Raw genomic sequence first — 19519 nt, 5'->3', positions numbered from 1 at the left:
TGGCCTCGGCCCTTCTTCGCTCGTTCCATGACCGACGACCTGTCCGACACCGATGAAGCGCCGGGCGGCCGGCTCGTCCTCGGGCCCAGCGCGGTGCTGCTGCGCGGCTTCGCCCGCCCCGTGGCCGTGGCGTTGCACGCGCAGGTGGCCGCCATCGCGCGGCAGGCGCCGTGGCGCCACATGGCCACGCCGGGCGGGCGCCGCATGTCGGTGGCCACCACGAACTGCGGCGCCCTGGGCTGGGTGAGCGATGCCCGCGGCTACCGCTACGTCGCCGTGGACCCGGACAGCGGCAGGCCGTGGCCCGCCCTGCCTGCCGTGCTGTCCACGCTGGCGGGCGAGGCGGCGGCAGCGGCCGGCTTTGCGGATTTCGTCCCGGACGCCTGCCTGGTCAATCGGTATGCCCCGGGCACGCGCCTGTCGCTGCACCAGGACCGCGACGAACGCGACCTGCGGGCGCCCATCGTTTCGGTCTCGCTCGGGCTCCCGGCCACGTTCCTCTGGGGCGGCCTGGCGCGCGGCGACCGCGCCCTGCGCGTGCCACTGCGCCATGCCGACGTGGTGGTGTGGGGCGGGGAGGACCGCCTGCGCTTTCACGGCGTGCTGCCGGTGCCGCAAGGCCACCACGCGGAGTGGGGCGCGGTCCGCGTGAACCTGACCTTCCGCCGGGCGGGGTGATCGGCGGTCGCGTGGCGCTACCGCCGCTCCCGTGCCCGCGCCAGCCACTGGCCCACGGCCTCCCGCACGCCGTCGGACAGCGATTCGGCCACGCCACGGGCGTACCCCTCGCCCAGCACGCCCTGCCCCGCATGGTGGAGGGCCACCACCGCGTTGGCCAGGACCACGCGGTCCAGCCCTGCGCTTCGTGGGCGGGGAGGTTCCCCATGCGCCGTGGTGGTGACCGGGGTCGCGGTGGTGTCCGGCACCTCCGGGGGCGAAATCGGCGCAGGCGCCGGGGCGCGGTGCTTCAGGTGCCAGTGGGCCATCACCGCGCCGATCCCCAGGAACAATTGAAGTCCTGCCACGTCGCGGTCGGGCAGCCGCTGGAGCAGGCCCTGGACCGCCTCGCCCAGCAGCTCGCCCGCCAGCCGTGCGGCATCCAGGTCCACCAGCGCTTGCGCGATGCGGGCCACGGCCTGCGGATCGTCGCGCTCCTGCAATTGCCGCGACAGCGCGGCGGTGCCGGTGGCCAACAGCCCGGCCGCCAGCGCCACACGCTGCGCCAATGCGGCGGCAGAGGCTGGGTCTTGCAGCGTGTGCACGGCCAGCAGGGTCCATTCGGAATGCGTTCGCATCTGCTCGCCCAGCCACAGGACGGGAGACGCCAGGTGCCGGGCACCGAACCGCAGCACGGCGGGATGGGGCTGCAGCAGGTGCATGCCGCGCGAGGCCAGCGCGCCCCAGGCGGGACCAGGGGGCGAAGCTTGGGGCAAAGCACGGGGCGGCAAGCTGGCCGCGCTCGCGGCGGCGGGGTCACCGGGAGGGATGGGCGAGCGCGGCAGGATCGCGGTGGGCTCCTGCCGTTGCGCCGAAGCACGGGGAGAGGCCGGTGCACGAGGGTGCGGACCAGCCCGAGGGCTGCCGGACGCAGCCCCCTCGTGCAAACCGCCGTCCAGCGCCACGCGGCGGGAAGGGAGCGATGAAGGAAGGGCAGCGGATGGCATGAAAGGCGCTCGGCGTTGCAGGGTGGCGAAAGAAAGGTTTCGCACGCGCGGGCCCGAAGCTGGTATTCCAGCCCGTGTTCGCCCTGTACCTGCCGCCAGGCCCTGTACAGCAGGGCCTGGCCACCTCTCCGTGAGGCTGCATTCCAACCCTGCCACGAACGGAAAGGAGGGATTCACCCGAAGTGCCATGCAACTGCGCGAAGCGGGGCCGACCTGCCCGCGCCGGACATCGGAGATGCCATGACCGCCTTGGCGCACCTGTGCCGAGGCCTCGATTGCTACTAAATATATAGCAATCAAGCCAATGATTACTAGGGCATCGAGCAGTTTTCACGGTCACCAGGCATACCGGCTGCTTCCGCCAGCCAGCGATGCCCCCGGGCAGGGCCGCAGACAGCCCGGGCCCGAGCCACTGCGTTCCCGGCCCGTAGGCCTCAGCCGGCCATCACCGAGTGGCCACCGGACATCAAGGGTGACGCGCCCGAACTCTGCGGCGCATCGGTGGACAATGCCAAGGACGAATGCTGCGGCAACTGCAAGCCCCGCGACGGGTCCTGGACGGCCCATGCGCGGATCTTCGGCGGTTGTGACTGCACGCTGCCGAAGATGGTGGCGAACGCCACGTCGGCGGCATCCCGGCCGGTGGCCAGGCGCAGCATGCCCATGGGAATGGCCGTGCCCGACGGATCGAACAGGTACCAGCGGTCGCCGAGATAGGCCTCGACGTAGGCGTGGAAGTCCGGCGGCCCCAGCGCCGGGTCGGCGCCGTAGTCGGTGCCGGTGGCGATGCGCGCGGGAATGTTCACTGCCCGGCACAGCGCGATCATCAGGTGGGCGAAGTCGCGGCAGACGCCAACGCGCTCGACGAACGTGTCGACCGCCGAGGTGGTCGAGTTGGAGGTGTTGGAGCGGAAGGTCACGTGGTTGCGCACCCAGTCGCAGATCGCCTGAACACGGCTGTAGCCCTGCCACAGGTGACCGAACTCGCGCATCGCCAGCGTGGCCAGCCGGTCCGACTGGCAGTAGCGGCTGGGAAAGATGTAGCCCACGACATCGTCGGGCAGGTGGCGAACGCCGACCTCGGGAATGAGCGCCGGATCGGCGGTGTGGTGGTGCAGGTCCACCGTCGCGGTATAGGCCAGCGTGAGGGGCCCGGGTTCGGCATGCAGCCGCAGGCAGCGGGTGCCCGTGGCGGGATCGGTGTGCAAGTGGGTCGGAATGTCCTGGCTGATGACCAGGTTCTCGTCCTGAACGATCTGGCAACGCGTCTGCGCTGCGTGGATGTTGAAGACGAAGTCAGCGCCGGGATCGCCTACCGCGTACTCCAACTCCAACTGGAGTTTCATTCGGATCATGGGGCCTGCCGTGGTGGTAGATGGGAAAGAGCCTGCGTCTGGTGGGTCGGTCATTCGATCGATGCCGCATCAGCCGCTACTGGAGTATGTGCCCCATCGCGGGCGCGCCTTGTCAGTGGACATCGCATCGAAGTGCCAGCCCGCGCGGTGGGTCGCCCGGTGATCCGCCCTGCGGGCAGTCCGGCCGACGCGGGCTTGTCCTACACCAGCGTCCCCCTGCACGGCAAAAGATCGGCGGTCCCACGGCAATCTCAACCAAAAGGCCCCTCCATGGCAAAAGCACCCGCAGTTCCACGTCCCGTGAAAAAGGCCTCCGCCCCCTCGTCCCAGGCCCACGAAGGCGAAGAACTGCGCGGCACCGGGGGCGAATTGCAGCAGCAGGCCGCAGGCGCCCACCCGGTGCTCACCACCCAGCAGGGCATTCCGGTCGGGGACAACCAGAATTCGCTGCGGTCCACGCCCCGCGGCCCCACGCTGCTGGAGGACTTCATCCTCCGCGAAAAGATCACGCATTTCGACCACGAGCGCATTCCCGAACGCATCGTGCATGCCCGTGGCACCGCCGCGCACGGCTTCTTCGAGCTGACCGAATCGCTGTCTCAGTACACCACCGCCCGCATCCTCACCGAGGTGGGCAAGCAGACGCCACTGTTTTGCCGCTTCTCCACCGTGGCCGGCGGCGCCGGCTCGGTGGACACCCCGCGCGACGTGCGCGGCTTCGCCGTCAAGTTCTACACCGAAGAAGGCAACTGGGATCTGGTGGGCAACAACATCCCGGTGTTCTTCATCCAGGATGCGATGAAGTTTCCCGACCTGGTGCATGCCGTCAAGATGGAGCCCGACCGCGGCTTTCCGCAGGCGGCCAGCGCGCACGACACGTTCTGGGATTTCATCTCGCTGATGCCCGAGGCCATGCACATGATCATGTGGGCCATGAGCGACCGCACCATTCCGCGCAGCCTGCGCACCATGGAAGGCTTCGGCGTGCATTCCTTCCGACTGCTCGACGCAGAAGGCCAGAGCACGTTCGTGAAGTTCCACTGGCGTCCCAAGCTGGGCATCCAGTCCACGGTGTGGGACGAGGCTTTGAAGCTGCAGGCGGCGGACAACGATTTCCATCGCCGCGACCTGTTCGAGTCCATCCAGGCCGGCAGCTTCCCCGAGTGGGAACTGGGCGTGCAGCTGTTCACCGAAGAAGAGGCCGAGGCGTTTCCCTTCGACCATCTGGACCCGACCAAGCTCATCCCCGAAGAGCTGGTGCCGCTCAAGATGATCGGCCGCATGGTGCTCAACCGCTGGCCCGACAACTTCTTCGCCGAGACCGAGCAGGTGGCGTTCTGCCCCGCCAACGTGCCGCCGGGCATCGACTTCTCCAACGACCCGCTGCTGCAGGGCCGCCTGTTCTCATACCTGGACACGCAGCTGTCGCGCCTGGGAAGCCCGAATTTCGTGCAGATCCCGATCAACGCGCCCAAGTGCCCCTTCCACAACATGCAGCGCGACGGCCACATGCAGATGCAGGTGCCCAAGGGCCGCGTGGCCTATGAGCCGAGCAGCCTGCTCGGAGACAGCCCGCGCGCCTCGCTGGCACAGGGCACACGGCATTTCGCCGAAGTGGCCGATGGCGGCGCCAAGGGCCGCGTGCGGCCCGAGAGCTTTGCCGACCACTACAGCCAGGCGCGCATGTTCTTTCGCAGCCAGAGCCCGCTGGAACAGGCCCACATGGCATCGGCCCTGGTGTTCGAGTTGTCCAAGGTCGAAACGCCGGCTGTGCGGACGGCCGTGGTGGCGCAATTGCGCAATGTGGACGACAGCCTGGCCGGCCGCGTGGCGGACGGACTGGGCATGCCGGAACTCCCCGAGCCGTTCCCTGCAGCCGCCGCCGTGCAAGACCTGCCGCTGTCACCCGCGCTGCGCATCATCGACCGCATGAAGCCCACGCTGGAGGGTCGCTGCGTGGGCATCCTGGTGGCGGACGGCTCGGCCGCCGCACCCATCGCCGCGCTGCGCAAGGCGGCGGAAAAGGCCGGTGCCACAGTCAAGATCGTGGCCCCGAAGGTGGGCGGCGCCGTGCTGGCGGACGGCTCGCGGCTGCCAGCCGATGGCCAGTTGGCCGGCACGCCCTCCACGGTGTTCGACGCCGTGGCCTCGGTCCTGTCGCCCGAAGCGGGCGAGCAACTGTCGCGCGAAGCCGCTGCCGTGGACTGGTTCCGCGACGCGTTCGGCCACCTCAAGGCCATCGCCGCGTGCAAGGGCTCGCAGCCGATCCTGAAGGCCGCCGGCATCCAGCCGGACGCCGGCGTGGTGGACCCCGCTGAGACAGCAGCTTTCATTCAAGCGGCCAGCACGCGACAATGGGCGCGCGAACCCTCCGTGCGCACGCTGGCATGATGCAAGCGCTGGCCCACCCCTCCACCCCGTTTTCCACTGACGCGCGACCGCCAGCCGGAGACCTTCACAGACCGCTCGACCGGACCGACTACAGCATGACCCCTCCCTTGCGCATCCTTTACGTAGAGGACAACGCGGAACTCCGCGAAACCATCGGCATGCTGCTGGAGGGGGACGACCGTGAAGTGTCGCTGTGCGCGACCGCCGAGGAGGCGCTGAAGCTGGATGCGCAGGGCCCCTACGACCTGGTCGTTACCGACGTCAGCCTGCCCGGCATGTCGGGCACCGACCTGTGCCGCCAACTGGTGGCGGAGAATCCGCAGCGCTGGATCGTGCTGTGCTCGGGCTACCAGTTCGGCCACGGACTGAATGCCCTGGGCCCCAATGTGCGTGCGCTGCTCAAGCCATTCGAGCTGGAAGAGCTGGAAGAGCTCATGGATTCGATTCGCGATCAATTGCGCGGATCCAACTCCAATCACCCCGCCTGACCGCAGAGCACCGCCACAGTGAACGGGGACTTCGTGCCCCTTTTTTTTCGTTCCTCTGGCAGCGCAGCCGCCGCGGCCACGCCAATAGATCCCAACGCTCGCTGAAGCAGGCCCAGGCCGTGTGCGGCCCGTGGGGCAGATCAGCGTGCTGCCGGACGGGCCACGGCCGGCTGGCGGGGCAATTGCACATGGAAGGCCGTGTGGCCCTCGCGCGAGCAGACGTCGATGCGGCCGCCATGGCGCTGCACGATCTGGTGCACGATGTAGAGGCCCAGCCCCAGCCCCTGGTGTTGCCCCGGCTCGCGCTCCCGCCCCCGGAACGGATCGAACAGGTGGGGCACCAGTGCCGGGGGAATCGTGCCGGCATTGCGCACGGTGAACTCCACCCGGTCGGGCGCCGTGCCGTCCAGCATCACCTGCACCGGCTCGGCCGCATCGCCGTGGTGAATGGCATTGCCCAGGAGGTTGGCCGCCACCTGGCACAGGCGCTCGGCATCCCACTGGCCCGTCAGGTTGCCCTTTTGCGTGATCTCGATGGTCCGGTCGGGGTGGCTGACGTGCAGCTCGTGCACCGGGCGCTGCACCAGCTCGCCCAGGTCGGCGGGCCCGGTCTTCACGGGCAGCCCGCCGGACTGGCGCGCCCGCGTCACATCCAGCAGGTCCTCGATCATTCGGCCCATGCGCTGTGCGCTCGACTGCATCTTGCCGGCGATGGCCTGCACCTTGTCGGGCTCCTGCGGCCGCTGAAGCACCAGCGCGCTCGCCAGGAGGGCGCTCAAAGGCCCCCGCAGGTCATGGCTCAGCACGGCCATGAACATCTCGTTCACCCGCAGGGCTTCGGTGCGTTCCTGCAGTTCGCGCGCGAGGGCCACCTTCTGCTTTTGCAGGTCGAAGAACACGTTGGCCTTGTTCACCAGCACGTGCGGATCGATGGGCTTGTAGAGAAAGTCGACCGCACCGGTCTCGTAGCCCTTGAACTGCCAGTTCTGGTCGCGTGAGCCCGCCGTCATGAAGATGAGCGGCACATGCCGGGTGCGCTCGCTGCCGCGGATCAGCTCGGCCAGCTCGAAGCCGTTCATCTCGGGCATCTGCACGTCCAGCAGCGCCAGGGCCACGTCGTTGTGCACGAGGAGCAGCTCCAGCGCCTCGGAGCCCGAAGCTGCCTTGAGAACCTGCACGTCATCGCGCTGCAGCAAGGCCTCCAGGGCGATCAGGTTTTCCTCCACGTCGTCGACGATCAGGCACTTCACCGGGGCAGTGCGCATGGGGGACGGCGGGATGGGGGCGGGTATCAAGAAGCTCTCCGATGGAACAGGGTCTCGAGCAGCGAAGCGATGCGCTGCGGGGAAAGGACATGGCCGGGGGTGCAGGCGCTCATCGCGGCTTCGGGCATGAAGGGCATGGGGGCGCTGTCCGGGTCCTGCACGACCGTGGTGCCCCCCGCGGCCTGCACGGCTGCCAACCCTTGCGCTCCGTCGCTGTTGGCGCCCGACAGCAGGATGCCAAGCAAGCGCTCACCATACGCATCCGCCGCGGATTCGAACAGCACATCGATGGACGGGCGCGAAAAATGCACCGGATCGTCCACGGACAGGGCCAGCGAAGGCCCGGCATCGATCAGCAGATGGTAGTCCGGCGGCGCGAAGTAAACGGTCCCGGGCTCCACCGGCTCCTTGTCCTGGGCTTCGCGCAAAGGCACGGCACAGCTCGGCTGGAAGATTTCGCACAGCAGGCTGGGCCGCTCGCGCGGCAGGTGCAGCACCACGAAGACCGCGGCCCGCAGGCCGGATGGCAGCGCCGGCAGCAGGACCGAGAGCGCTTCGATGCTCCCCGCGGAGCCGCCGATCACCACCGCCTGCGGGCGGATGCGGTCGCTCATGCCCCGCCCTTCTTCTGGTACAGGCGGTCCTGCGGCACGAGCTCTTCGAACTCGCCCGCATGCGACGAAAAGCGCAGCGACTCCTTCGACCCCAGCCCAAGAAAGCCCTTGCGGCACAGCGCATCGCGGAACAGGCCCAGTGCGCGGTCCTGCAGCTCGCGGTCGAAATAGATCAGCACGTTGCGGCAGGACACCAGTTGCACTTCGGCGAACACGCTGTCGGTGGCGAGGCTGTGGTCCGAGAACACGATGTGCTTGCGCAGGCTCTTGTCGAGCACCACGCGCCCGTAGGCGGCGGTGTAGTGCTCCGACAGCGAGGTGCGCCCGCCCGAGCGGGCATGGTTTTCCGTGAAGGCCGGTACGCGCTCGATGGCGTAGATGCCCGCCTCGGCCTTCTGCAGGGCGTTGGCGTTGATGTCGGTGGCATAGATCAGGGTGCGCTCCAGCAGTCCCTCCTCCCGCAGCAGGATGGCCAGCGAATACACCTCCTCGCCCGTGCTGCAGCCCGCCACCCAGATCTTGAGCGACGGATAGGTGCGCAGCACCGGCACCACGGTTTCGCGCAACGCCCGAAAGTACGTCGGGTCGCGGAACATCTCGCTCACCTGCACCGTGAGGTATTCCAGCATGGCGGGAAACACTTCCGGGTCGTGCAGCACCAGGTGCTGCAACTGGGACACCGACCGGCAATGGAAACGCGTGAGCGCGGTCTGCAGGCGGCGCTTGAGCGAGGCCTGCGCATACCCGCGAAAGTCGTAGTGGTAGCGCTGGTAGATGGCCTCGACCAGCAGGTGCTGCTCGATGTCGAACGTCTTCTTTCGCTGCTGCTGCGCCGCCGGGTCTTCGCTCATTTGGGCATCCACACGCGCACGAGCGACAGCAGTTTCTCGACATCCAGCGGCTTGGCGATGTAGTCGTTGGCACCGGCGGCCAGGCACTTTTCCTGGTCGTCCTTCATGGCCTTGGCGGTGAGCGCGATGATGGGCAGGCGACGCCATTCGGGGCGTTTGCGAATCTCGCTCATGGCGGTGAAGCCGTCCATCTCCGGCATCATGATGTCCATCAGAACGAGATCGACCGTGGCCGCATCGCCGGACTGCGCGCGCTGCAGGGCTTCCAGCGCCTCGCGGCCGTTGCGCGCGATCTGCACCTTGGCACCGGTGGGCTCGAGCACGCTGGACAGCGCGAAGATGTTGCGCACGTCATCTTCGACCACCAGGATGTTGCGCCCCTCGAAGGTGGACTCCCGGTCGCGGGCCATCTGCAGCATCTGCTGGCGGTCCGCGGGCAGTTTGGACTCCACCTGGTGAAGGAACAGCGTGACCTCGTCCAGCAGCCGCTCGGGCGAGCGCGCGTCCTTGATGATGATGGACTTGGAGTAGCGCCGCAGGCGCTGCTCTTCGTCGCGCGACAGCGAGCGGCCGGTGTAGACGATGACGGGCGGGAACGCCACCTCTTCCTGGCCGGCCATCTTCTCCAGCAGCTCGTAACCACTCAGATCGGGCAGGTTCAGGTCCATCACCATGCAGTCGAACGTGCTCGTGCGCAACAGTTCGAGCGCGCGCTGCGCCGTCTCGGCACCGACGATCTCCACATCGCCATTGGCCAGCAGGTGGTGCATGCTTTCGCGCTGGCGCTCGTCGTCCTCCACCACCAGCACGCGGCGCATGGCCTGGGTGAACTTGGCCTCCATGCGCTCCAGGGCCTGCACGAGTTCTTCGCGCTTGACGGGCTTGAGAGCGTAGCCGATGGCCCCCCGGCCCATGGCCTCCTGGGCGTAATCGGCCACGGAGACGACATGCACCGGAATGTGCCGCGTCACCGGATTGCGCTTGAGCTGGTCGAGTACCGCCAGGCCGGAAATGTCCGGCAGGTTCATGTCCAGCACGACCGCGCTGGGCATGTATTCAAGCGCTGCGGCCAGGCCTTCGCCACCGGTGTGGGTGATCACGGACTGAAAACCCATCTCCCGCGACAGGTCCAGCAGGATGCGCGCGAAACGCACGTCGTCCTCGACCACCAAGATGGTGCGGCGGCCCGGCGCCAGTTGGTCCCGGTCGTCCGCTACGGCATTTGCCGGGCGCCGCACCGGGGCGGGCGGTGGCAGCACGACGGGCAAGCCGTCCGCCTGCGGCACGGACGGGCGGCTGGCCGGCGCGGGAACCGTGGAGGCCGGAGACGCCTGCGCGGTGGGCCGCGCCGCGTCCTGCGGTGCATTCAGCGGCGCCACGAGGGGCAGCACCAGGGTGAACACGCTGCCTTGTCCCGGCGTGCTTCGCACGGCGATGCTGCCGCCGAGCAATTGCGCCAAGTCACGGGAAATGGACAGTCCGAGGCCTGTGCCGCCATACCGGCGGTGCGTGCTGCCATCAGCCTGCCGGAACGCCTCGAAGATCAGTTCCTGCTGGTGCTCTGGAATGCCGATGCCCGTGTCGCTGACCGCGAACGACACCGTGCCGTCGGCGTTGCCGAAGACGCGCAGCGAAACCTCGCCCTGCTCGGTGAACTTCAGGGCGTTGGACAGCAGGTTCTTCAGCACCTGGCCGAAGCGCTGCACGTCGGTCTGCAAGGTGGCCGGGGCGCCCGGCTCCACCGTGCAATGCAGGGCCAGCCCCTTGTCGTGCGCGATGGGCCGCAGCGGGTCCACCAACGCGTTCACCGCACGGGCCACGTCCATCGGTTCGATGGAGATGGTGGCCTGCCCCGCTTCGATCTTGGACAGGTCGAGGATGTCGTTGATGAGGGACAGCAGGTCGTTGCCCGCACCATGGATGGTCTGGGCATATTTGACCTGCTCGCCCGTCAGGTTGCCGGACTTGTTGTCGGCCAGCAGCTTGGCCAGGATGAGGCTGGAGTTCAGCGGCGTGCGCAACTCATGGCTCATGTTGGCCAGGAACTCGCTCTTGTACTGACTGGCCTGCTCCAGGTCGTTGGCCTTTTGCGACAGGGCATCCTGCGCGCGCAGCAACTGCTGCTTCTGGTACTCCAGCTGCTGCGTCTGCTCTTCCAGCTGGGCGTTGCTCTGCTCCAGCTCGGTCTGCTGCGCTTCCATCTGGGCTTGGGACTCCTGCAGCACCCGGCTCTGCTGCTCGAGCTCTTCGTTGCTCACGCGCAATTCCTCCTGCTGTGCCTGCAGTTCTTCGGCCTGGCGCTGGGTTTCTTCCAGCAGGGCTTCGAGCCGGGTCCGGTCGATGGCCGAGCGGATGGAGGTGGCGAGCAATTCCGACGCGCGGGTGAGCAACTGCAGATCGGCGTCGCGCAGCGTACGGAAGAATCCGAATTCGATCACCGCATGCACGACACCGTTGTGCACGGCCGGCACCAGCACGATCTCGGCCGGCGTGGCGTGCCCCACCCCAGAGGAGATCGGCAGGTAGTTCGTCGGCACGTCCGTCACATGCATCAGCTGGCGGGAATCGGCGGCCTGCCCCAATAGGCCCTGGCCGCTCAAGACACGGGCACCGGCCTGGGGATCGGCCAGTGCATAGCTGCCGAACCGCTGAAACACGCCGCCGCCTTCGGCCACATACGCCGCGCCCACCCGCGCGCCCAGCCAGTCTGCCAGGTAGTCCATCACGATCGGGCCCAGATCGCTCAGGCGGTGATCGCCCTGCAGCCGGTTGCCCAGCCCCACCAGGCCGCCCTTGATCCAGTCCTCCTGGGCTTTGGCGCGGTGATCGCTTCGGGCGAGGACAGCGGACATCAGGATCAGCAGCAGCAGCACGAACGAACTGACCCAGGTGAAATACGCGCCGAAGGTCGCCGCGGCATCCCATTCGCCGCGCCGGGTATCCAGTTCCTGGCGCTCAGCGTTCAGCATTTCCCGAAGGATGTTGCGGATCGCGTCCATGGTTGCACGGCCCTTGTCCGTGCGCACCACGTCTGCCGCACCCTCCGCATTGCCTGCGCGCCGCATGTTCACGGTTTCGTCGAGTTCCGTCATCTTCTGCGCCACCAGGGCCTGCAGATGCTCGAAGCGCTGCACCTGCTCGGGCGATGCCTGCACCAGGGTGCGCAGCCGTCCCATCTCGGGCTTGAGCGCGGCCTGCGCTGCCGTGTAGGGCTGCAGGTAGCGGGTTTCGCCCGTGAGCAGATAGCCGCGCTGACCGGTTTCCGCATCTTTCGTGATGGACAGGACGGTCTGCATCTGCGTGAGCGATTCCACGGCCGCATTGATGCGAGTCACCGCTTCGGCCCGCTCCTGCTGCGACTGGTAGGTGAACAGGGCGATGATGGTCGTGGCCAACGCGGCCAACATGAAGCCAGCGAACAGCCGGATCGGCATGCCTCGCTGGATCTGGGAGGAAGGGGCGTTAGATGTCATGGCGCGGATCGGAGTGGGCCCAAATCATAGAGCCCAATGGCATGGCAGTAACACCCGCACACAAGGTGCGGATACCTTCGAAAAAATGGGGCGCGGCGTCTAAAACCGCCCGTGCGCCCCCCGCCCTGACGCTAGGCGCCCGGCTGTGCCTGCCAGGCCGCCAGCTGGCGGCGCAGTTCCTCGTTCTCGGCCGTGAGTTCGGCCACGCGTTCACGCAACGACTGCAGGGTCTCGGGCGATGGGACATCGGCCTCGTCCCGGGGCTTGCGCCTGGCCTCGCGCACCCGCTTGGCCGCCTGCTTGAGTTCGTCACCTCCCGCCATGGCTGCCGCACGCTGTTCGTCCTGCGGCAGCGTGGCCACGGCCGCCGCTGCGTTCAGTGAGAGGGCGCCCGCCTTGACCGCTGCCACCACCTCGGGCGCGGCCTGCTTGCGTATTTTTTCGATCATCACCACCTGGCTGCTGCTCAGCCGTGCGGCCTTGGCAATGGCCTCCCGACTGGACAGCGGCTGGGGCTCTGGCGATGCCTCCTGCGCCAGCGCATCGGCTGCAGTCGGGGCCGGGGCGGCGGCACCGGGGGGGTGTGCATCCTCCCCGGGTTCGCCGGGGGAAGCCCCCCGAAGGGCCTCGCCATTGGCGGCACGCACGTTGCGATCGGCCAGAATCTCCCGCTTGCGCAGGGCCAGCACGCCGCGCTGGAAGTCCGATACGCTACGCCGACCCAGGTGCTGGTCGATCATCCACAGGTGCACGTCTTCCATGGAGCGGAAATTCTGATTTTGAACCGTCTGGAACGGCAACCCGTGCTTTTGGCAGATACCGTACCGGTTATGGCCATCCACCAGCACATCGCCCCACAGCACCAGCGCATCGCGGCACCCTTCCGCCAGCAGGCTGCGCTCCAGGGCCGTGTGCTCCTCGGGGCTCAGGGGGTCGATATAGGCCTTGAGTTCTTCGTTGACGACGATATGCATGGGCGGGGTTTCCAGGACCAAAGGGCCGGCATTGTAGAGAGCCCCTTCTGATCCGGAGAAAATCGAAAGGCTATGCAAACCACCGACAAGGCCAAGGGCTCGCGCCAGAGCTTCAGGGGACAGCTCACCCTGCTGTTCGGCGGGCTGTCGCTTGCCAGCCTGCTGGGCGTGGGGGTCTACGTGGGCCACATCGCCACGGGGGAGCTGGCCCGGTTCGGCGGTGAACTGCTGCACACCAGTGCCCGATCGGCCGCCGACCTGCTGGCGACCAACCTGCGCGAGCGGGCCCAGGAAATCGACCTCCTGCGCCAGTTGGCGCTCTTCACCCGCGGCGACCTTTCCGCTCAGGAGATGCGGCAGGCGTTGGACCTGCGCAAGACCACCCACAACGAATACGCCTGGATCGGCGTCACCGACGCGAGCGGACGGGTCACGCAAGCCACTGATGGCGTGCTGGTCGGTGCCCAGGTCGAGCACCGGCCTTGGTTCCAGTCCGCCCGCTCCGGGCTGTTCGTGGGCGACGTGCACGAGGCCGTGCTGCTCGCCAAGCAGTTGCCCAACCGCAACCCGGACCAGCCGCTGCGCTTCATCGACTTCGCGGCCCCCATCCTGGACGAGCAGGGCCAGTTGCGGGGGGTGCTGGGTGCCCACGCCCACTGGTCCTGGGTGACCGAGACGGTAGAGTCCATCGTGGTGAACCGGGTCGGCCAGCACGGTGCGGAGGTGCTGATCGCGGACAGGGCCGGGCACATTCTTTACCCGTTCCAGCATGTCGGACTGTTGAATCTGCCTGCCGGCGCTTCTCCGCAGGCGCAGTCGGAACGCCTGCAATGGAGCGATGGCGCAGAGTACCTCACCAGCATGGTGGAGCTGCCAACCGTGGCGCACACCGATCTGGGCTGGCGCATCGTTCTGCGCCAGCCGCTGGACAATGCACTGGCCCCGGTGAAGGCGCTGCGCCAGCAACTGATTCTGCTCGGCCTGCTCACGGCCCTGGCCTGCGCCCTGGTGGCCTACCGGCTGGCAGCGCGCATCAGCCGGCCCATCGAGCAGTTGGCCCGCGCCGCCCGCATGATCGAAAACCGCGCTGGAACGCCGATCTATCCGGGCGACGAACACGCATCGGAGATCACGCAGCTCAACCACTCCTTCCAGTCGATGACGGCGTCCCTGCTCGAGCGGGAGCGCGAACTGTCCCAGTTGAACACGTCCCTGGAAGCCCAGGTGGCGGAACGCACGCTGGCGTTGCACCGCGCCAACCAGGAACTGGAGAACCTGGCCATTCACGACGCGCTCACCGGGCTCTACAACCGCCGCAGGTTCGATGAAAAGCTGCGCGAGTACGTGCAGCTCTTTCAGCGCACGGGCCGGACCTTCGCGCTGCTGGTCATCGACGCCGACCATTTCAAGCATGTCAACGACCACCATGGCCACCAGGCCGGCGACGCGGTGCTCCAGCAATTGGCCCAGGTGATCTCGGGCAGTGTGCGAATCACCGATTTCGTGGCGCGCTACGGCGGCGAGGAATTCGTGGTGCTGCTGCCGGAGCCGCAGGACCGGCAGGAGGGCCGTGTGGTGGCTGAAAAGATCCGCTTCGCGGTGAGCCAGAGCCAGTTCCCGGCCGTCGGCCAGTTGACCGTGAGCCTGGGCATGAGTTTTTGCAGCCTGAAGGACACCAACGAAACCGACATCGTCCAGCGTGCCGACCAGGCGCTCTACCAAGCCAAGCAGCAAGGGCGCAACCAGGTGGTGGTGGCGACCGAAAGCGCCTGACCCCTTTTGCCTCGGCGGGAAAGCGGCAAAGACGCCGCTATGATTCGGCGCCCTCGCCATGAACCATCGCCGCGCCCTCCTTCGCCTGCTCCTGCTTGCCGTGTTCCTGCACACGTGCATCGGGCTGCCCTTGCACGAGGCGGAGCATCTGCAAGCCGCCATGGGCACGGGCCCGGAGACCGCCAGCGCGGAGCAAAACGATGCGCCCCAGCCGGCGAAGCCGGCACACGCGTTGGAGCACGGCCCCTGTGCCGGTTGCCTGGCATTCGCGCAGCCCGCCGCATTGTCAGGCGGCATCGGACTGCCGGTGCCGCAGGCAGGCGCCGGCCCCAAATGCCCACAGCCCACAGCGGCATTTGCCTTCGTGCCGGCACCTGGCCGCTGGCCTTTTGCATCGCGCGATCCCCCTCTTCCCATCGCCTGATGCATGCCGCACCGCAAGGCGGCCGCATCCCAGTTGGATCTTCTCTCTCTCGCCGTGGCGGCTTTGCCGCCGCGGGCGGGTCCGTGCATGCCATCCGGCCGCCCTGAATCGTGGCCGGCGATTTTTCTTCCGTACGTTCATGTTCCTTATTGCCTGCCGGGGCGCTCGCGCCCCCTTTCCCCTCACGCTCGCCATGGCGGCCCTGTCGTGCGGCTCTGCCATGGCGCAAACCGCCGACAGTGCGCCCCAGCTGTCCACTGTCGAGATCGTCGGACGAACCGAGTCCGGGGCCTACCATGCCGAAGAAGCCGCGGGCGCCAAGACCGACCTGCCATTGCGGGAGCTGCCGCAATCGGTGCGGATCGTCACCCGCCAGGCCATCGATGACCTGGGCGCCACGCGGCTCGATGACGTGCTCGATTACGTGGGGGGTGTGTCCCGCCAGAACAATTTCGGCGGGCTGTGGGACAACGTGGCCATCCGTGGCCTGCCTGGCAATGAAAACACCGGCATGGCCACGTTGATGAACGGCTTTTCTTCCAACCGGGGCTTCAACGCGCCGCGCGATCTGGCCGGCGTGGAGCGCATCGAATTTCTCAAAGGCCCCGCAGCAGCGCTTTATGGCAGCAGCGAACCCGGCGGCACCCTGAACATCGTCAGCAAGCGGCCCTTGTGGAAAGCAGCCAATGCCGTCGAGGGCTCCGTGGGCAGCCAAGGCCTCAAGCGGGGCGCATTCGACAGCACCGGGCCCATCGGCGAGAACTTCGCCTATCGCCTCAACGTGGCAGCGGAGGACCGCGACAGCTTCCGCGACCATGTGAGTTCCGAACGGCGCGTGGTCGCCCCGGCATTCACCTGGAAGCTGAGCCGCGACACGTCGCTGGAATACGCCGGGGAGTTTCTGCGCCATGCCACGCCTTTGGACCGAGGCGTCGTGGCCGTGGGCAATCGGTTGGGCACCATCCCGCGCAGCCGATTCCTGGGCGAGCCGGGCGATGGCGATGTGACGGTGGAGAACCAGACCCATCAGTTCATCCTGTCGCACGAATGGAGCCCGCAATGGCGCAGCCGCTTGGGCTTGTCGTACCGCGAGACCTCCATCCAGGGCTTCTCCACCGAAGCCAGCGCACTGCAGTCCAGCGGCTTGCTCACCCGCCAGCGCCGCTTTCGGGACTTCGCCTCGGACGACATCGCATTGCAGGCCGAACTGCAGGGGAACGTCAAGGCCGGCGGCATGGAACACGAGCTGCTGTTCGGCGTGGAAAGCTTCAAGTTCCACCTGGACACGCTGATGCTGCGCGCCAACCCCACGGCGGCCTCGCCCTATGCGATCGACATCCAGGCCCCTGTCTATGGACAGTCCCAGCCCACGCCATTGCCCAACACGGACACCCTGGAGCGCCAGCGCAACACCGCGCTTTATTTTCAGGATGCCATCAAGCTGTCGCCGACGTGGCGCCTGGTGGGCGGGGTACGCGTGGACCAGTACCGGCAGTCGCTGGAAAACCGGCGCAATGGCACCACGGTCCGCCAGGAGCCTTCATCCACCTCGCCGCGCGTTGGCCTGAGCTGGCTGCCATCCTCGCAATGGACGGTGTACGCAAACGCGGGGCGCTCGTTCCGCCCGAACGTGGGGTCCGACAGTGCTTCGCAGCCCTTCGATCCGGAAACCGGGCGTTCCCTGGAAGTCGGCGCAAAGTGGGAGAGCGCCGACCAGCGCATGGGTGCCACGGCCGCCCTGTTCGACATCCGCAAACGCAATGTACTGACCTCCGACCCGCTCAATTCGAGCTATTCCGTGGCCGCAGGCGAAGTGCGCAGCCGGGGCCTGGAGCTGGATTTCGCAGGCCAGGTGACGGCCCGCTGGCGGGTCAATGCCAGCCTGGTTCTGAACGACGTGGAAATCACCCGTGACAACACCCTGGAGGTCGGGGGCCGGCTGCTCAACGTGCCCAAGGTCAATGGCAGCGTGCTGGCGGTGTACGAGAACGCCTTCGACAATGGGCAACGCTATGGCATCGGGGGCGGCGTCACGCACGTCGGCCGCCGCCTGGGCCAGGCCCGTACCCAGGCCGAGGCCAATGCGGGATCGGCGGCCTTCGATCTGCCCAGCTACCGCACAGCCAAACTGGTCGCCTACTGGCGCATCACCCCGGCCGTGCGGCTGACCCTGGACGTGGACAATGTTTTCGACACCACGTACTACACCAGTTCGTACAGCCGCCTCTGGGTTGCACCGGGCACGGCGCGCGCGGTGACGCTGGGCGTGCAGGCACGCTTCTGACGCACCGGGCAGAGGGGTGGAGGGCAGAGACAGCGGATGACATTCGGCGTGAGCAACGTCTGACGCGGGGGAGATGCGGCCCCCGCCAGCATGGCAGCCTATGCCTGTCACCCCGCCACAGCCCACACCCGCCTCTCCCAAACGTGCCCGCCAGCCGCGAGCACCCCGCACGCCGTCAGCGGCCCGAATCCAGTCGGTGCTGAAGAAGACGTTCGGTTTGCGCGCATTGCGGGCGGGCCAGCGCGAGGTGATCGACCGAGTGCTGCAGTCCGAAAACACGTTGGCTGTGATGCCGACCGGGGCGGGCAAGTCGCTTTGCTACCAATTGCCTGCCCTGATGATTGAAGGCAGGACGGTGGTGGTGTCACCGCTCATCGCGCTCATGCGGGACCAGTGCGACTCGCTGCGCGAGCGGGGTGTTCCTGCCGTGCAGTTGCACAGCGGACTCACACCGCAGGAAACGCGCGAGGCAGAGCAAGCCATTGCCGACGGTAGCGCACGCATCGTGCTGACCACCCCGGAGCGGCTCGCCGATGCAGAATTTCTGGCCCTGGTCGCTTCCAGCGGACCGATCGGCCTGCTCGCGGTGGACGAAGCCCACTGCATCTCCCAATGGGGCCATGATTTTCGGCCGGCCTTTCTCGAAATCGCCGGTGCGGTGGCACGGCTGGGCCGCCCGACCGTGCTGGCGCTGACCGCTACGGCGGCCGGGCCGGTGGCGGCGGACATTCGCAAGCAACTGGGCATTCCTGCGGCGGGCGTCGTCGACACGGGGACCTACCGGCCGAACCTCCGCTACCGCGCCGAGGCGCTGGCCAACGAAGCCGACAAACGGGCCCGCCTCATCGATATCGTGAAAGCGGCCGAGGGTTCCGGGCTGGTCTATGCCGCCACGGTGAAAGCAGCGCAGGAGGTTCATGCAGCACTGCGCGCTGCGGATGTGGCGGCCGGCCTCTACCACGGGCGCATGCCAGCCGCAGAGCGCAGTGAAGCCCAGGATGCGTTCATGAACGGAAAGGCCCGCGTGATGGTCGCCACCAATGCGTTCGGACTGGGCATCGACAAGCAGGATGTGCGCTTTGTCGTGCACTACCAGATGCCGGGCGGCCTCGATGCGTACTACCAGGAATCAGGGCGTGCGGGGCGCGATGGCGATCCAGCAGACTGCACGCTGCTGTTTCTCCGCAAGGACAAAGCGGTTCAGCAGTTCTTTCTGGCAGGCCGCTACCCCAGCGCGGACGACATCGACGCGCTGTATCAGGCATTGCGCGATCCCGCGCCGCAAGACCCGGGCTTCTGGACGCTCGACAGCCTGCAGGCGCGCCTGGACCGGCCCCGCAGCAAGCTCCAGGTGGGGCTGGGCCTGCTGCAGCGGCACAAGATGGTCTCGAAAGCACGCAGCGGCGCACTCACCCTGCGCAAGACGGAACTGGAGCCCGCGTCGGTGCGTGCGCTTCTGCAGGCCTATGCCGACAAGCGGGAGCAAGACCAGCAGGCGCTGGAGCGCATGGTGTTCTATGCGCAGACGGGTCGCTGCCGTTGGCAGGTGCTGCTCGAGTATTTCGATCCATCGAACGAACCGCAGCGTTGTGGCACCTGCGACAACTGCATTCGCATGGCCGAGCTGGCCCGACAGGCTTTGGTCGAACGGGCTGCCGACACGGTGCGGAAACTGGGGGCGAGCGACCTGGGCGAAATGGGAGAACCGGTCATCGCATCGGCAGCCCAAGCCCGTCATGATGCCCAGGCGCTCGAACTGGGGGCAACCGTTCGCGTCAAACGGTATGGCCAGGGCACCGTGGCGGCCATCGACCCGATTTCCGTCACGGTGGATTTTGCCGACGGGACCCAACGCTGTTTTCAGCCGGACTTCGTGCAGCGGTTTGTTCCCCGGGGCACCCGGGCCAAACCGCTGTCTTGAGCCGGGCCCACAGACCGGAGTGGGTTGGCTGAACGGGGCCTG

General features: G+C 67.4%; 13 protein-coding genes. 6 read left to right on the top strand and 7 right to left on the bottom strand.

Annotated elements, in window-relative coordinates:
• Window positions 1-27 precede the first annotated feature (27 nt).
• Window positions 28-678, top strand: a complete 651-nt coding sequence (gene alkB, locus AVME950_RS10860; RefSeq protein ID WP_284429836.1) for a DNA oxidative demethylase AlkB — start codon at window positions 28-30, stop codon at window positions 676-678.
• 17 nt (window positions 679-695) lie between these two features.
• Here alkB and AVME950_RS10855 read toward each other — a convergent pair whose 3' ends face one another.
• Entirely contained in the window at window positions 696-1664 is a 969-nt protein-coding gene (locus AVME950_RS10855; RefSeq protein ID WP_284429835.1) for a hypothetical protein, read from the bottom strand.
• Between the two features lie 434 nt (window positions 1665-2098).
• The gene (locus AVME950_RS10850) at window positions 2099-3019 is read right to left on the bottom strand and encodes a transglutaminase-like domain-containing protein (protein ID WP_284429834.1); all 921 of its coding nucleotides are present in this window, start codon (window positions 3017-3019) and stop codon (window positions 2099-2101) included.
• Window positions 3020-3289: 270 nt separating this feature from the next.
• Between AVME950_RS10850 and AVME950_RS10845 the strand changes: the two genes are divergently transcribed.
• Complete coding sequence (locus tag AVME950_RS10845) at window positions 3290-5410, top strand: catalase (protein ID WP_284429833.1); 2121 nt, start codon at window positions 3290-3292, stop codon at window positions 5408-5410.
• A gap of 95 nt (window positions 5411-5505) precedes the next feature.
• Complete coding sequence (locus tag AVME950_RS10840; protein WP_502869391.1) at window positions 5506-5898, top strand: response regulator; 393 nt, start codon at window positions 5506-5508, stop codon at window positions 5896-5898.
• Window positions 5899-6038: 140 nt separating this feature from the next.
• Here the strand turns inward: AVME950_RS10840 and AVME950_RS10835 are convergent, their stop codons facing one another.
• From AVME950_RS10835 to AVME950_RS10815, 5 genes are all read right to left on the bottom strand, one after another.
• Complete coding sequence (locus tag AVME950_RS10835; protein WP_284429832.1) at window positions 6039-7163, bottom strand: hybrid sensor histidine kinase/response regulator; 1125 nt, start codon at window positions 7161-7163, stop codon at window positions 6039-6041.
• A 26-nt stretch (window positions 7164-7189) separates the two neighbouring features.
• A complete protein-coding gene (locus AVME950_RS10830; protein ID WP_284405024.1) occupies window positions 7190-7777 on the bottom strand; it encodes a chemotaxis protein CheB in 588 nt (195 codons plus the stop codon).
• Window positions 7774-8628: a CheR family methyltransferase gene (locus AVME950_RS10825; protein ID WP_284429831.1), complete on the bottom strand. Its 855-nt coding sequence runs from the start codon at window positions 8626-8628 to the stop codon at window positions 7774-7776. Before AVME950_RS10825 ends, AVME950_RS10830 begins: the two co-directional genes overlap by 4 nt.
• Window positions 8625-12101: a response regulator gene (locus AVME950_RS10820; RefSeq protein ID WP_284429830.1), complete on the bottom strand. Its 3477-nt coding sequence runs from the start codon at window positions 12099-12101 to the stop codon at window positions 8625-8627. Before AVME950_RS10820 ends, AVME950_RS10825 begins: the two co-directional genes overlap by 4 nt.
• 131 nt (window positions 12102-12232) lie before the next feature.
• Complete coding sequence (locus AVME950_RS10815; RefSeq protein WP_284429829.1) at window positions 12233-13075, bottom strand: plasmid replication/partition related protein; 843 nt, start codon at window positions 13073-13075, stop codon at window positions 12233-12235.
• Between the two features lie 72 nt (window positions 13076-13147).
• Here AVME950_RS10815 and AVME950_RS10810 point away from each other — a divergent pair, with 72 nt between their 5' ends.
• The 3 genes from AVME950_RS10810 to AVME950_RS10800 all read left to right on the top strand — a co-directional run bounded on the left by AVME950_RS10810 (window position 13148) and on the right by AVME950_RS10800 (window position 19477).
• On the top strand, window positions 13148-14848 hold the full coding sequence (locus tag AVME950_RS10810) for a sensor domain-containing diguanylate cyclase (RefSeq protein WP_284429828.1): 1701 nt from the start codon (window positions 13148-13150) through the stop codon (window positions 14846-14848).
• Window positions 14849-15411: 563 nt separating this feature from the next.
• Window positions 15412-17556: a TonB-dependent siderophore receptor gene (locus tag AVME950_RS10805; protein ID WP_372588162.1), complete on the top strand. Its 2145-nt coding sequence runs from the start codon at window positions 15412-15414 to the stop codon at window positions 17554-17556.
• Between the two features lie 100 nt (window positions 17557-17656).
• Entirely contained in the window at window positions 17657-19477 is a 1821-nt protein-coding gene (locus AVME950_RS10800; RefSeq protein ID WP_284429827.1) for a RecQ family ATP-dependent DNA helicase, read from the top strand.
• Window positions 19478-19519 lie beyond the last annotated feature (42 nt).

The organism is Acidovorax sp. SUPP950 (genome assembly GCF_030158935.1).
Classification (GTDB): domain Bacteria; phylum Pseudomonadota; class Gammaproteobacteria; order Burkholderiales; family Burkholderiaceae_C; genus Paracidovorax.
This window is presented reverse-complemented; position numbering and strand designations above follow the sequence as displayed.

Coding starts and splice junctions, on each gene's coding strand:
- AVME950_RS10830 (WP_284405024.1), bottom strand. CDS start 7,777: ATGAGCGACCGCATCCGCCCGCAGGCGGTGGTGATCGGCGGCTCCGCG.
- AVME950_RS10855 (WP_284429835.1), bottom strand. CDS start 1,664: ATGCCATCCGCTGCCCTTCCTTCATCGCTCCCTTCCCGCCGCGTGGCG.
- AVME950_RS10825 (WP_284429831.1), bottom strand. CDS start 8,628: ATGAGCGAAGACCCGGCGGCGCAGCAGCAGCGAAAGAAGACGTTCGAC.
- AVME950_RS10805 (WP_372588162.1), top strand. CDS start 15,412: ATGTTCCTTATTGCCTGCCGGGGCGCTCGCGCCCCCTTTCCCCTCACG.
- AVME950_RS10800 (WP_284429827.1), top strand. CDS start 17,657: ATGCCTGTCACCCCGCCACAGCCCACACCCGCCTCTCCCAAACGTGCC.
- AVME950_RS10850 (WP_284429834.1), bottom strand. CDS start 3,019: ATGATCCGAATGAAACTCCAGTTGGAGTTGGAGTACGCGGTAGGCGAT.
- AVME950_RS10810 (WP_284429828.1), top strand. CDS start 13,148: ATGCAAACCACCGACAAGGCCAAGGGCTCGCGCCAGAGCTTCAGGGGA.
- alkB (WP_284429836.1), top strand. CDS start 28: ATGACCGACGACCTGTCCGACACCGATGAAGCGCCGGGCGGCCGGCTC.
- AVME950_RS10820 (WP_284429830.1), bottom strand. CDS start 12,101: ATGACATCTAACGCCCCTTCCTCCCAGATCCAGCGAGGCATGCCGATC.
- AVME950_RS10845 (WP_284429833.1), top strand. CDS start 3,290: ATGGCAAAAGCACCCGCAGTTCCACGTCCCGTGAAAAAGGCCTCCGCC.
- AVME950_RS10840 (WP_502869391.1), top strand. CDS start 5,506: ATGACCCCTCCCTTGCGCATCCTTTACGTAGAGGACAACGCGGAACTC.
- AVME950_RS10835 (WP_284429832.1), bottom strand. CDS start 7,163: ATGCGCACTGCCCCGGTGAAGTGCCTGATCGTCGACGACGTGGAGGAA.
- AVME950_RS10815 (WP_284429829.1), bottom strand. CDS start 13,075: ATGCATATCGTCGTCAACGAAGAACTCAAGGCCTATATCGACCCCCTG.